General features: G+C 61.8%; 11 protein-coding genes. 6 read left to right on the top strand and 5 right to left on the bottom strand.

Annotated elements, in window-relative coordinates; translation table 11 throughout:
* Positions 1–49 precede the first annotated feature (49 nt).
* The 4 genes from AC0KW6_RS09945 (at position 50) to AC0KW6_RS09930 (ending at position 6,470) form a co-directional block, all read left to right on the top strand.
* On the top strand, positions 50–1,381 hold the full coding sequence (locus tag AC0KW6_RS09945; protein ID WP_474034827.1) for an amidase: 1,332 nt from the start codon (positions 50–52) through the stop codon (positions 1,379–1,381).
* 109 nt (positions 1,382–1,490) lie between these two features.
* The gene (locus tag AC0KW6_RS09940) at positions 1,491–2,669 is read left to right on the top strand and encodes an aminotransferase class I/II-fold pyridoxal phosphate-dependent enzyme (protein WP_474034826.1); all 1,179 of its coding nucleotides are present in this window, start codon (positions 1,491–1,493) and stop codon (positions 2,667–2,669) included.
* A 116-nt stretch (positions 2,670–2,785) separates the two neighbouring features.
* Complete coding sequence (locus tag AC0KW6_RS09935) at positions 2,786–5,806, top strand: DNA translocase FtsK (RefSeq protein ID WP_474034825.1); 3,021 nt, start codon at positions 2,786–2,788, stop codon at positions 5,804–5,806.
* Positions 5,807–5,885: 79 nt separating this feature from the next.
* Positions 5,886–6,470, top strand: coding sequence for a LolA family protein (locus AC0KW6_RS09930; RefSeq protein ID WP_323775485.1), 585 nt, complete (start codon positions 5,886–5,888; stop codon positions 6,468–6,470).
* A 145-nt stretch (positions 6,471–6,615) separates the two neighbouring features.
* On the opposite strand, the gene AC0KW6_RS09925 is transcribed toward AC0KW6_RS09930, so the two are convergent.
* Positions 6,616–7,203: a transglycosylase SLT domain-containing protein gene (locus AC0KW6_RS09925; protein ID WP_474034824.1), complete on the bottom strand. Its 588-nt coding sequence runs from the start codon at positions 7,201–7,203 to the stop codon at positions 6,616–6,618.
* Positions 7,204–7,275: 72 nt separating this feature from the next.
* Positions 7,276–8,157: an AEC family transporter gene (locus AC0KW6_RS09920; protein WP_474034823.1), complete on the bottom strand. Its 882-nt coding sequence runs from the start codon at positions 8,155–8,157 to the stop codon at positions 7,276–7,278.
* An 86-nt stretch (positions 8,158–8,243) separates the two neighbouring features.
* Here AC0KW6_RS09920 and hspQ point away from each other — a divergent pair, with 86 nt between their 5' ends.
* Complete coding sequence (hspQ, locus tag AC0KW6_RS09915; protein ID WP_474034822.1) at positions 8,244–8,570, top strand: heat shock protein HspQ; 327 nt, start codon at positions 8,244–8,246, stop codon at positions 8,568–8,570.
* Between the two features lie 36 nt (positions 8,571–8,606).
* Here hspQ and AC0KW6_RS09910 read toward each other — a convergent pair whose 3' ends face one another.
* From AC0KW6_RS09910 to AC0KW6_RS09900, 3 genes are all read right to left on the bottom strand, one after another.
* The gene (locus AC0KW6_RS09910; protein WP_474034821.1) at positions 8,607–10,181 is read right to left on the bottom strand and encodes a gamma-glutamyltransferase family protein; all 1,575 of its coding nucleotides are present in this window, start codon (positions 10,179–10,181) and stop codon (positions 8,607–8,609) included.
* A gap of 305 nt (positions 10,182–10,486) precedes the next feature.
* Positions 10,487–10,936: an ATP-binding protein gene (locus AC0KW6_RS09905; protein WP_323775480.1), complete on the bottom strand. Its 450-nt coding sequence runs from the start codon at positions 10,934–10,936 to the stop codon at positions 10,487–10,489.
* A 35-nt stretch (positions 10,937–10,971) separates the two neighbouring features.
* Entirely contained in the window at positions 10,972–11,316 is a 345-nt protein-coding gene (locus AC0KW6_RS09900; protein WP_323775479.1) for an STAS domain-containing protein, read from the bottom strand.
* 95 nt (positions 11,317–11,411) lie between these two features.
* On the opposite strand from AC0KW6_RS09900, the gene AC0KW6_RS09895 reads away from it, so the two are divergent.
* A complete protein-coding gene (locus tag AC0KW6_RS09895) occupies positions 11,412–12,584 on the top strand; it encodes an acetyl-CoA C-acyltransferase (RefSeq protein ID WP_323775478.1) in 1,173 nt (390 codons plus the stop codon).
* Positions 12,585–12,671 lie beyond the last annotated feature (87 nt).

Here is a 12,671-nt window from a genome sequence, read left to right as displayed (position 1 = left end):
TCTTACTGCAGCTACCGTTTGCATCAACTGCATTTGGGGAGACGGGCTGATGCAAGATTGGCTGACAATGACCGCCGCTGATCTGGGGCGGGGGATCAAAGCGGGTGAAATCGGTCCGCTGGCGCTGACCCGCTGTTATCTGGATGCCATTGACGCGCACCCGCTGAAGGACCGGATCTTTACCCAAGTGACCCATGATCGCGCCTTGGCAGAAGCCGAGGCTGCGCAGCAGCGTGCGGATCTGGGCCTGCGGCGGTCGTTGCTGGACGGGGTGCCGCTCAGTTGGAAGGATCTGTTCGACAGCGCAGGCACCGCGACCGAATCCGGGTCGGATCTGCTCAAGGGCCGGGTGCCGGACCAGGATGCAGCAGTCCTGCGCAACGCAACCCTCATGGGGGCGGTCTGCCTGGGCAAGACCCATATGAGCGAACTGGCGTTCTCTGGCCTTGGCTTCAATCCGATCAAGGAAACGCCGCCCTGCGTGAATGATCAGTGTGCTGCACCGGGAGGGTCGTCTTCCGGGGCGGCTGCGTCCGTTGCCTTTGGTCTGGCCGCCGCCGGGATCGGCTCTGATACGGGCGGCTCGGTCCGTATACCGTCTGCCTGGAATGATCTGGTGGGTCTCAAGACCACCTCAGGCCGGATTGCCCAGGAAGGTGTGGTGCCGCTGTGCCTGAAGTTCGACACCATCGGCCCGCTGGCCCGCTCGGTGGAGGATGCCGGGCTGTTGCTGGGGGTGCTGGAGGGAATGGCGGGACCGGATCTGCGCAATCCTGCGCCGCTCAAAGGGCGCCGTTTTGCTGACCTGCAAAACGTGGCGCAGAACGATCTGGATCCGCAAATCGCCGCCGCCCACCGTGCAGCACTGGACAGGCTAAGGCAGGCCGGAGCGGAGATTGTGCCGCTGGAAGTGCCGGAGCTTGAGGCGGCGATGGAGCTTAGCCCGATTCTCTACACCACCGAGGCCTACGGCCTGTGGAAAGACGTGATCGAGGCAGCGCCGTACCTGATGTATGCGGAAATCCTTGAACGCTTCCGCTCCGGCGCGCAGTTCAGCGGTTCGGATTATGTCGCGGCATGGGGTAAACTGGAACAATGCCGGATGGCCTGGGATCAAGCGGTGGCCGGGTTTGATGCGGTGCTCAGCCCGGTATCGCCGATCATGCCGCCAAATTTGGACAGGCTGCAAAGCGATCATGACTTCTATGTGCAGTCAAACCTGCTAGCACTGCGCAATACGCGGATCGGCAACCTGATGGGGCTGTGCGCGCTATCTTTGCCCTCCGGCACTCCCAGCTGCGGCCTCCAGGTGCTCGGCCAGCCGGACTGCGAGGAAGCCCTGCTGCGCACCGGTGCCGCGATCGAGATGGCCTTGGCCTGAAAGCCACATTCGGCCCAGCGGGCCACTCACCGGGTGGACGCATCCGCCCGCCACCTGTATCCTGAGGCGCAAACGGGGCGCCAATGATCCTGTGACTGAGGCATTAGATATGGATTTTCCTGAGCGGTTTTCGAACCTGCCGGCCTATGCTTTTCCGCGCTTGAGGGCGCTTTTGGACCATCACACTCCCGGCGGGGATGTGGTGCATATGACCATTGGCGAGCCGAAACATGCGTTTCCGGCCTGGGTCACCGATGTCATCACTGAAAACGCTGCCGGGTTTAACCAGTATCCCAACAACGACGGCACGCCCGAGCTGCGCGGGGCCATCGCGGGCTGGATTACCCGCCGTTATGGCGTGAGCGCGGACCCGGAGACGCAAGTTATGGCGCTGAACGGGACCCGCGAAGGGCTGTACAATGCCGCCATGGCGCTGTGCCCGGAGCAAAAGAACGGGCAAAGGCCGGTGGTTCTGATCCCGAACCCCTTCTACCAAGTCTATATGGTGGCCACGATTTCGGTGGCGGCAGAGCCGGTGTTTGTGCCCGCAACCGCCGCCACCGGCCATCTGCCGGACTATGAAAACCTGCCCGAAGAGGTGCTGAACCGCACCGCAGCGGCCTATATCTGCTCGCCCGCTAACCCCCAGGGCGCTGTCGCGTCGCGCGGCTACTGGACCCGTCTGATCCAGCTGGCCGAGAAATACGATTTCCGTATCTTCGCGGATGAATGCTATTCCGAGATTTACCGCGATGAAGCCCCCGTCGGCGCATTGACCGTGGCCCAGGAGCTGGGTGCCGACCCCGAGCGTGTGGTCTTGTTCAACTCCCTGTCTAAACGCTCCAACCTTCCGGGGCTGCGCTCTGGTTTGATTGCCGGCGGCCCCGAAACCATCAAACAGGTCAAACAGCTGCGTGCCTATTCCGGTGCCCCGCTGCCGGCCCCCCTGCAGGCGGCCGCGGCCAAGGTCTGGGCGGATGAGACGCATGTGGTGGAAAACCGCGCGCTATATCAGGAGAAATACAGGATAGCCGATCAGGTCTTTACCGGCCTCAACGGCTATATGGCGCCCGAAGCGGGCTTCTTCCTTTGGCTTCCGGTAAAGAATGGCGAGCAGGCTGCGCTGAAGCTGTGGCAGGAGACCGGCGTGCGGGTGCTGCCCGGCGCCTATCTGGCGCAGGGTACGCCCGGACAGAACCCCGGCGAAAGCTACATCCGGGTGGCGCTTGTCGCCCCCGCCGAGGACACCCGCAGGGCGCTGAGCACTCTGCGCGGCTGCCTGTACTGAACTTTTGCAGCGCGGCTCCTGGCTGGGGGCCGCGCAGCCAAGACCAATAAACGGACAGGTTCGTGACTTTGCGGGTAACAGCGGGCACGGACAAAGGAAACGGAACTGAGGTAGGCATGGCATTTCAAACACGCAGCCGCGATCCGCTGCTCGACAGCAATATGCAGGCAGCCATTGAAAAGCGCGGCAAGGAACTGATCGGGATTGCATTGATCCTCGTGGGGCTGGTGGTTGCCGCCATGCTGGGTTCGTATACGCCGGACGATCCGAACTGGACCGTATCCACGGATGCGCCGGTGCAGAATTGGCTGGGCCGTCCCGGCGCCTCTGTCTCTTTCATCCTGATAACCCTGTTCGGCAAGGCCAGCTGGGCCATGCCTCTGTTCCTGTCCGCCTGGGGGCTGCGGTTCGTGCTGCACCGGGGCGAGGACCGGGTGGTCTGGCCGCTGCTTTTGTCGGTGCCATGGCTGTTGGTGGTGGCGCTGCACATGGAAACCCTGAACGCCGGCAGCACCTGGCAGCAAAACTATGACTTCGGCCTTGGCGGCATGGTCGGCTACACCTTCCTGGGCGCCTTGCTGGCGCTCCTGCCCGTGGGCCTGCATTTCATGGTCAAAATCATGTCGCTGCTAAGTGCTGCGGGAATGCTGGCGCTTGGCTGCGCGGTGCTTGGGTTCACATGGCCCGAGGTCAAGAAGGGTCTGCACAAAGTGATGATCGGTCTGATCCTCGGCTATGGCGCTGTGGCCGCGTTGCTCGGCCGCGGGGCGTCCAGCGGGTTGCAGGCTGCGATGACCTATCGCAAAGGGCGGGCGGAGCAGGCGGACGGTTCTGCTTACGAGGCTGCAGAACCCGAGCCCGAGATGTTCGAGGACTATTCTGAAGCCAGTCACATCGCTTACGATTCTCAGGAAGAGCAGGAAGAACCTGCAAAAGGCGGCCTGCTGTCGCGTGTGCCCGGCCTGATCCGCCGGGTTGCGCCCGGACCGGCACCTGAAAGCTTTTATTCTGCTGAGACGCAGGATGAGGCTGAGTCCGAAGCCCTGGCAGATGGCGAGGCTGGCGAAGACCGGATCTCCCAGAAAATCGCCAACGCCGTGCGCATTCGCCGGGCAGCAGATGTGCCGCCGGAGCAGGATCCGGCCCTGCCGCTGACCAAAGGCCGCGGCCAGCGCCCTGCACCGCTGATCTACAACCCTGCCGCGGCCCACGACGGCCTGCCGCCAGAGCCGCCGCTGACCTCTGCGTTCGCACCGGTACCGCCGGTGCCGGAAGATCCTTCGTTGTCCTGGCCGGCTCCCACTGATGGCGCATATGGTCCGGATGCATCGGATCCCGGCCTTCCAGACGAAGTTGAGATTGCAGATTTCGCTCCGGATCACAGTATGATTGCCCCGGACCACGTGCCGGCCGAGGCTCTGCCGGATGCTGCGGAACCGCCTGCTCCGGTTCCCTCCGCGCCCGAGCCGCACCCGGCGCCGGGACCGCGCCTGACCGTGGACCTGCCGGTGGCCGAGCCGCGCAAAGCGGTGGTTGAAAAGCCGGCCCGTAAAACCGTGCAGCCCTCGGCGCGTGCCAAGGCCGAAGCTCAGCCCAACTTGGCATTCGATGACAGTGGCAGCGATTTTGAACTGCCGCCGCTGAGCCTGCTGACCAACCCGAACGGCGTCGAGCGTCACCACCTGAGTGACGAAGCGCTGGAAGAAAATGCGCGGATGCTGGAGGCCGTTCTGGATGACTATGGCGTCAAGGGAGAGATCACCTCAGTTCGTCCCGGCCCTGTCGTCACAATGTATGAGCTGGAACCGGCTCCGGGCCTCAAGGCATCCCGGGTGATTGGGCTATCCGATGACATCGCCCGCTCGATGTCGGCGCTTTCGGCACGGGTATCAACCGTGCCGGGCCGGACGGTGATTGGCATCGAACTGCCGAATGAGAAACGCGAAAAGGTGGTCCTGCGCGAGATCCTGTCGTCCCGGGATTTCGGCGACGGCAACCACGCGCTGCCGCTGGCGCTGGGCAAGGATATCGGCGGCGATTCCATGGTCGCCAACCTCGCCAAGATGCCCCACCTGCTGATTGCAGGCACCACCGGCTCCGGTAAATCTGTGGCCATTAACACCATGATCCTGTCGCTGCTGTATAAGCTGACGCCGGATGAATGCCGCCTGATCATGATTGATCCCAAGATGCTGGAACTTTCCGTCTATGACGGCATCCCGCATCTGCTCTCACCTGTTGTGACCGACCCGAAGAAGGCCGTGGTGGCCCTGAAATGGGTGGTGGGCGAGATGGAAGACCGCTACCGCAAAATGTCCAAGATGGGTGTGCGCAACATCGCAGGCTACAATGGCCGCGTGAAGGAAGCGCTGGCCAAAGGCGAGATGTTCTCGCGCACCGTTCAGACCGGCTTTGATGATGACACTGGTGAGCCGGTGTTCGAGACTGAAGAGTTCCAACCCGTTGTGCTGCCCTATATCGTTGTGATTGTTGACGAGATGGCAGACCTGATGATGGTTGCGGGCAAAGAGATCGAAGCCTGTATCCAGCGACTGGCGCAGATGGCGCGGGCTTCGGGCATCCATCTTATCATGGCGACCCAGCGCCCCTCGGTTGACGTGATCACCGGCACCATCAAGGCCAACTTCCCGACCCGGATTTCCTTCCAGGTCACCTCCAAGATCGACAGTCGCACCATTCTGGGCGAAATGGGGGCCGAACAGCTCTTGGGCATGGGCGACATGCTGTACATGGCCGGCGGCGCCAAGATCACCCGCTGCCACGGCCCGTTCTGTTCGGACGAAGAGGTCGAGGAAGTGGTCAACCACCTCAAGCAGTTCGGCCCGCCGGACTATGTCGGCAGCGTTCTGGATGGTCCGGCTGACGACAAGGCTGATAACATCGATGCGGTTCTGGGGCTGAACACCGGCGGCAACACAGATACCGAGGATGCTTTGTATGACACCGCGGTTGCGATCGTGATCAAGGACCGCAAATGCTCCACCTCCTACATCCAGCGCAAGCTGGCGATCGGTTACAACAAGGCCGCACGGCTGGTTGAACAGATGGAGGACGAGGGCGTCGTTTCGGCTGCCAACCACGTGGGCAAGCGGGAAATTCTGGTGCCAGAGCAATAGCCTGACAAAAATCTGCCGATGCCGGGCCCGTAGGGGCCCGGCATCTTCACTTCTGCCGCAGCGTGCCTATGTTGAGGCCATGAAACGGATTGTACTAGCCCTTGCGCTGACCTTTGCAGCCCCGGCCGCCTGGGCGGCTGAACAGCTGAGCCTCAATGAGATCTCCAGCTACCTGAACGGGATTTCCACCGCGGCTTCGCCCTTCACTCAGATCAATGACGACGGCAGCCTGTCGACCGGCAAGCTTTACATGCACCGCCCGGGCCGGATGCGATTTGAATATGACGGCAAGGGCGGCGGCACTGTGGTTGCCGGCGGCGGCGCGGTGGTGATCCACGATCCCAAATCAAACCAGCCACCCGAGACCTACCCGCTCAAACGGACGCCGCTGTCGATCATACTGGACCGCAACGTGAATTTGGGGCGGGCCAATATGGTGGTCGGCCATAGTTTTGATGGAACCTCCACCATCGTGCGGGCGCAAGACCCTGAACACCCGGACTATGGCAGTATCGAAATGATGTTCACCAGCGCTCCGGTAGAACTGCGCAAATGGGTCATTCACGACAGCGCGGGCGGCCAGACAACCGTGATCCTGGGCGCAATGGAAACCGGTCAAAAACTGTCCTCCAGCCTGTTCACCAACAGCGGCAGATCCCGCTAGGGCAGTGGCTCCCGCGCCTGCGGCGGCTCCGGCTTTGCCGGAACCGTCTGGCGGCCTTGGGCCCGGTGCCGGGCTGGCGCCCGGGGCGCATAGCCACCTCAATTTCAGCTGTCAGGAACGGGCGGGAGACCGCCCCTTTGGTATCTCAGCGGAACTTACGGCAGGTCGCGAGCTGGGCCTGATAGGTCTGGGCGCGGGATTCGACTTGTCCTGCAACACGCTGCAGCCACGGTTTGGACCGGTAGCTGCCGCGCGAATAGCCATAATGCCCTTCGTGGTAGGCGAGGTATTGATTGCGCGCGTCATAAAGCTGGATGCCGTTCTTTTCGCGGCTCTTGCGCATGTACCAGCCCATGAAATCAGCCGCATCGCTGATCCGGTCGCGCTTGGCCCGCCGCCGCCCGGTATCGCGCCGGTAATCGTCCCAGGTTCCGTCCAGCGCCTGGCTGTAGCCGTAAGCACTGGATTGCCGCCCGACCGGGATCACGCCCAGCAGATACTGATGCGGGGTGCGGGCATCGCCGCGAAACCGGCTTTCGTGATAGATCGTTGCCATCTGCACATGCACCGGCACACCCCAGCGGCGCTGGGTTGCACGGAAGGCTTTCAGGTATTCGGGCCGCTGCTGAATGATGCTGCACGCATTATCCAGATTGCGCGGCGGCGCTTTGTGCCCGCCTCCGCAAGACGCAACCGCCATGAGGAGAACGAGGGCGCTGAAGAGTCTGCTCATTGCCTCTGCCCATATTTTTTTGGGTTATTCTGCAGCAAGTTTAGCGGATTGCGGCAGGCGAGGAAATCACATTTACAGAAGCCGCGACAGAAGCAGTGGCAGCAAGGCCGCTGACATCAGGGTTGAAACCACCACAAGCCCGGCCACAGCGCTGGAATCGGCTTCATATTTCTCTGCCAGCAGATAGGCGGTCACGGCAACAGGTGTCGCGAACTGCAGAATCAGCACCCCGGAGGCTGTCGGATCCAGCCCGAAAGCAAACGCCAGCGCCCAGCCTGCCGTGGCGCTGATCAGGAATTTCACCAGCGAAAATGCAACGGCGGTTCCCGTCTTGCCCGGGGTCAGCCGTGCGACCGCTGTGCCTAGGGTGATCAGCATCAGCGGCACCGCCATCTGCCCGGTCAACTCCAGCGCATTGGTCAGGAAACGCGGTGTTTCCCAACCCTGCCACAGGAACAGCCCTCCCAGCAGGGTTGCCCAGACCATCGGCTCGCGGATTACTTTGCTGCCGGCACTGCGGCCTGCGACCAGATAGATGCCGTAAGTGAAGGATAGGATGGCCGAAACGGCAAGCATGACAACGGCATAGCCAAGCCCGGCCTCGCCAAAGGCAAACATCGACAGCGGGATGCCCAGGTTGCCGGTGTTGCCAAAAATGAAGGGCGCCAGATAGGTCCGGCGGTCCAGATGCGCCATGCGGCAGGCAATTTCGCCTGCGCCGGCCAGCACCGCATGGCCGGCCAGCGCGGCCAGCATGAATGCGCTGAGCGCCCCCTTGTCCAGCTCCGATTTCATCAGTGCGGTGAAGATCAGGCAGGGCACGGCGAGCGTCATCGCCAGCCGGGTTACAAACTGGGTCCGGTACTCAAACCCCAGTTTCACCCAGATGAACCCGGCCATGGCCAGCAGGAACACCGGGGCGGATATTTCGAGCACTGTCAAAGCGAGGTTCACAGTCTGTTTCCCTGAAAATTTACGTCAAGAGTTGGACAATTGCTTGATGGGCGCGCTATTTACAATGAACGGGGGCGAACATGATCATGATGAGAACACGCGCGAAATACAACCTTGGCCAAGTCGTCCGCCACCGGAAGCATCCCTTCCGCGGGGTGGTCTTTGATGTTGATCCTGAGTTCTCCAATACCGATGAATGGTATGAGGCGATTCCGGAAGACAGCCGCCCGGTAAAGGACCAGCCGTTCTACCACCTGCTGGCGGAAAACGACCAAAGCTATTATGTGGCGTACGTGTCGGAGCAGAACCTTGTCGCGGACTATTCCGGGGAACCAGTTGGCCACCCGGATGTCCCTGAAATGTTTGGCAATTTCGATGGCGGCGCCTATGTGTTGCATTATCAGCTGAACTGAACTCCGCTGTTTCAGGCGGGCAGGAACACCCGGAAATCAATATCCCAGCGCGCAGCCGTCCTTGCGCGGATCACTGGCGCCTTCCAAAACGCCTGAGGCGTGCATCCGTATTGCCTGCGCGCCGCCCAGCGGTGTGTCCGGCACCACCACACGGTGCCCCGCATCTGCAAGCTTCCGGTGAACCTCAGCAGCATAGCCGCGCTCCAGTTTCAGCACGCTGCCATCGGCAAAGCAGCGGGGCGCATCGACAGCGGATTGCAGGTCCATGCCAAAATCAGCGAGGTTTGAGACCAGCCGGGCGTGCCCGGTCGGCTGATAACCGCCGCCCATCACCCCAAAGGGCATGATCACCTCCCCGTCCTGCTGCAGCAGGGCGGGGATGATCGTATGCATCGGCTGTTTTCCGGGGCCGAATTCATTCGGGTGACCCGCCTTCAGGGTAAAGCCAGCGCCGCGGTTCTGCAGCAGGATGCCGAATTTTTCCGACGCAATGCCAGAGCCGAAGCCGTGGAAGATAGAATAAATCAGGGAGACCGCCATGCGGTCCTTGTCCACCACGGTTATATAGACCGTGTCCCTGTGCACCGCCTCCGTTAGCGGCTGCGCTGCCGGCAGGGCGTGCTTGGGGTCAATCAGCGCGGCAAGCCCGGCAGCCGTTTCAGGCGCCAGCATATGCGCCAGCCGGGTGGTGTGGCCGGGATCTGCGAGGAAACGGTTGCGCGCATCATAGGCAAGTTTGGCGGCCTCCGCCTCGATATGCGCACGGTCTGCGCCAAAGGGATCCATCCCGGCGATGTCGAAATGCTTGAGGATGTTCAGCAGCAAAATGGCTGTTGCACCCTGGCCGTTGGGCGGATGCTCGGATAGACTCAGGCCTTTGTAGCAGCCGTCAACCGGCTGCGTTGCAAAGCTGCCAGCCGCGGCGAAATCCTCCAACGTGTGGACGCCTCCAAGCTCCGTCAGTGCGGCGGCCATATCTTCGGCCACTTCCCCGCAATAAAAGGCATCCCGCCCGTCCTTCGCGATGCGGCGCAGTACCTCGGCTTGTCCGGGCGCGCGGAACACATCGCCGGTTCTTAACGGCTGGCCGTCTTTTAAATAGTGGCGCCGGGCCGCGCCCTGCAAAGCCTTCGCATTGTTTTGCCAGTCAAAGGCGGTGCGCGGTGCCACGGGAACGCCCTCTTCGGCATAGTGGATTGCCGGTTGCAGCAGTGCATCCATCCCAAGCCGCCCTTCGCTTTCGGCCAGGCGGCAGAACGCGTCAATCGCGCAGGGGATCGTCACCGCATCGGGGCTGTCCAGCGGCACGGTTTCCAGCCCCTTTGCCCGGAGTGCTGCAGCGCTGGCCCCGGCAGGGGCGCGGCCCGATCCGTTCAGTGCCTCAATGCCCTGTCCCGGGCGGGAATAAAGAACAAAGCAATCCCCGCCGATTCCCGTCATTTGCGGTTCGCAGATCCCCAGCAAGACCGCCCCGGCCAAAGCGGCGTCCATTGCATTGCCGCCGCGTTTCAGGATGTCGATGGCGACACTGGCGGCCAGAGGATGCGAGGTTGCGCACAGGCCGTTTTGGGCCAAGACCGCTGATCGCCCCGGAAGATGGAAGTCGCGCATTTTCCTGCTCCTGCTGTCACTTGCCAAAGGCTAGGCGCAAGCGGCGGGAACGCAACCTAAATCCACCGCGGGTCCGAAGGAACGGAACGTTATCGTGAAGCAGGAAAGCTGGCCAGATGAATTATCCCCGGTGCCGCGCACTGGTGGGGGCTAGAACACGCGGCACCGGGGGAAGCTCATTTCAGCTACAGCTCAGACGTCGCATATCTATCTGGCCGAGGTGGGCCGGGTTTGCGGCGGGATTATGGCGCTGCGTTAAAATGCAGCAAACCGGCGGCCGTGTCCCCGGCGAACCGGAGCCCGGTTCAGACTTCGGCTGAAGGGCTGGTCACTTTGAATTCAAAGCAGAGCGACAGTTTGTTGCTTCCTTCCGAACGCTCATATTGGACTTGGCTTGCCAATTCGCGGATCAGAAACCAGCCGAACCCGCCTTCGGGCAGATTTTCGGCCGGAACGTTGATATCCGCGGGTTTGCCCTCCGGCAACTCACCTTTAGGATAGGGGGCGCCTGCGTCCTGAATGCTGATCCACAAGTGTTCAGGATAAACCTCGCCCCGAATCCGCACCTTCCCCGGCGACGCACTTTCATAGGCGTGTTCAACGATGTTGTTCACGGCCTCCGTCAGAGCAATTTGCACCTCATCCACACGGGCTCCCGGTACTCCCAGGGACCGAAGCCGGGCCACAATCGAGGAAATGCCGGAACGGGCATCCAAGTTCGTCGCCGTGAACGAGCAGGCAAAGGTTTTTACCATCGATTTCTCGCTTTACGCTGACAGCGCAGTTGTCGTCAGGAGCTTGCTTCTGCCGGAGCGATTGCGTCGCTAAGCGAACCATAAAGGTCAAAGATCGTATCCATGCGGGTCAGCCGGAACACTTTTTCGACCATCGGGGTCAGTCCGGCGAGGTCCAGTTTCCGGGTGCCGCCAAGCTGTTTCATCGCGGCGACGATCGCGCCAAGCCCGCTGGAGTCGATAAACTGCACTTCGGAGAGATCCAGGATGACACGATCGGCACCGGATTCTGTTTCCGCGCGCATGTCCTCCTTGAACTGGATGGCCATGGCGGCATCAATGCGATCGGCATTGACTTTGACGATTTGTGCATCGTCCGTCATGGTAGTGGTCAGGCTCATTTCAGTCCCCCGGGATGTAACGTCATTTGCCAGCACTCTAGACCGCAAAGCTTACTATTCTGTAGGTATTATTTTGACGATTGGAGGAAAATTGCATGAAAGATGTTGTTATCGCCGGGGCGGCCCGGACCCCTATGGGCGGGTTCCAGGGAATGTACGACGGGGTGACGGCTTCGGAGCTGGGCGGCGCGGCCATCCGGGCGGCCCTTGAAGGCGCCGGTGCTGCCACTGTCGATGAGGTGCTGATGGGCTGCGTTCTGCCTGCCGGCCAGGGCCAGGCGCCGGCGCGTCAGGCGGGTTTCGCCGCGGGCCTGGGTGAGGAGGTTCCGGCCACGACCGTTAACAAAATGTGCGGCTCGGGCATGAAGGCGGCGATGATCGCCTTTGACCAGATCGCGCTGGGCCATGCCGGGACAATGGTGGCCGGCGGCATGGAAAGCATGACCAACGCGCCCTATATGCTGCCCAAGATGCGCGGCGGCGCCCGTCTCGGCCATGGCCAGGTGATCGACCACATGTTCCTCGACGGGCTGGAAGATGCCTACGACAAGGGCCGCCTGATGGGCACCTTTGCCGAGGATTGCGCTGAAAAATACCAGTTCACCCGCGAAGCTCAGGACGAATACGCGCTGAAATCGCTCGCCAACGCGCTGGAAGCCCAGGACAGCGGCGCATTTGACGGGGAAATTGCGGCCGTTACCGTAAAAACCCGCAAAGGGGAGGTGGTGACCGACGCGGATGAGCAGCCGAAATCGGCGCGCCCGGAAAAAATCCCGACCCTGAAACCGGCGTTCCGCAAGGACGGCACTGTAACGGCGGCGAATGCCTCCTCCATTTCCGACGGCGCGGCTGCACTGGTTCTCGCCTCAGCCGAGGCTGCCGCGGCACAGGGATTGCAGGTCCGCGCCCGTATCCTCGGCCATGCCAGCCATGCGCAGGCACCGGGCTTGTTCACCACCGCACCGGTCCCGGCGGCGCAAAAGCTGCTGAAAAACATTGGCTGGCAGGTTGAAGACGTCGACCTGTGGGAAGTGAACGAAGCTTTTGCTGTGGTGCCGATGGCCTTCATGCATGAGATGGGCATTTCCCGCGGCAAGGTGAATGTAAACGGCGGCGCCTGTGCGCTGGGCCACCCGATCGGGGCCTCCGGCGCGCGGATCATGGTGACCCTGCTGAACGCATTGGAAAAACGCGGTCTCAAGCGCGGCGTGGCCGCCATCTGCATCGGCGGCGGCGAGGGCACGGCGATTGCAATTGAGCGGGTCTGACCTTCACCTTTGTAAAATACTCAAGGGGTGAATTGACCGTTAGGTCAAGAGGGGGCATTGAGCCCCCTCAATGCGTTGAAGGAGAAC

The sequence above is a fragment of the Leisingera sp. SA215 genome (genome assembly GCF_055902035.1).
The sequence above is the reverse complement of the archived record's forward strand: the minus strand, read 5'-3'. Positions and strand labels throughout refer to the sequence as shown.

What these genes read in the sequence shown, in the direction of transcription:
- AC0KW6_RS09945 (WP_474034827.1), top strand. Translation starts at nt 50, where the DNA reads ATGCAAGATTGGCTGACAATGACCGCCGCTGATCTGGGGCGGGGGATC.
- AC0KW6_RS09940 (WP_474034826.1), top strand. Translation starts at nt 1,491, where the DNA reads ATGGATTTTCCTGAGCGGTTTTCGAACCTGCCGGCCTATGCTTTTCCG.
- AC0KW6_RS09935 (WP_474034825.1), top strand. Translation starts at nt 2,786, where the DNA reads ATGGCATTTCAAACACGCAGCCGCGATCCGCTGCTCGACAGCAATATG.
- AC0KW6_RS09930 (WP_323775485.1), top strand. Translation starts at nt 5,886, where the DNA reads ATGAAACGGATTGTACTAGCCCTTGCGCTGACCTTTGCAGCCCCGGCC.
- AC0KW6_RS09925 (WP_474034824.1), bottom strand. Translation starts at nt 7,203, where the DNA reads ATGAGCAGACTCTTCAGCGCCCTCGTTCTCCTCATGGCGGTTGCGTCT.
- hspQ (WP_474034822.1), top strand. Translation starts at nt 8,244, where the DNA reads ATGATGAGAACACGCGCGAAATACAACCTTGGCCAAGTCGTCCGCCAC.
- AC0KW6_RS09910 (WP_474034821.1), bottom strand. Translation starts at nt 10,181, where the DNA reads ATGCGCGACTTCCATCTTCCGGGGCGATCAGCGGTCTTGGCCCAAAAC.
- AC0KW6_RS09905 (WP_323775480.1), bottom strand. Translation starts at nt 10,936, where the DNA reads ATGGTAAAAACCTTTGCCTGCTCGTTCACGGCGACGAACTTGGATGCC.
- AC0KW6_RS09900 (WP_323775479.1), bottom strand. Translation starts at nt 11,316, where the DNA reads ATGAGCCTGACCACTACCATGACGGACGATGCACAAATCGTCAAAGTC.
- AC0KW6_RS09895 (WP_323775478.1), top strand. Translation starts at nt 11,412, where the DNA reads ATGAAAGATGTTGTTATCGCCGGGGCGGCCCGGACCCCTATGGGCGGG.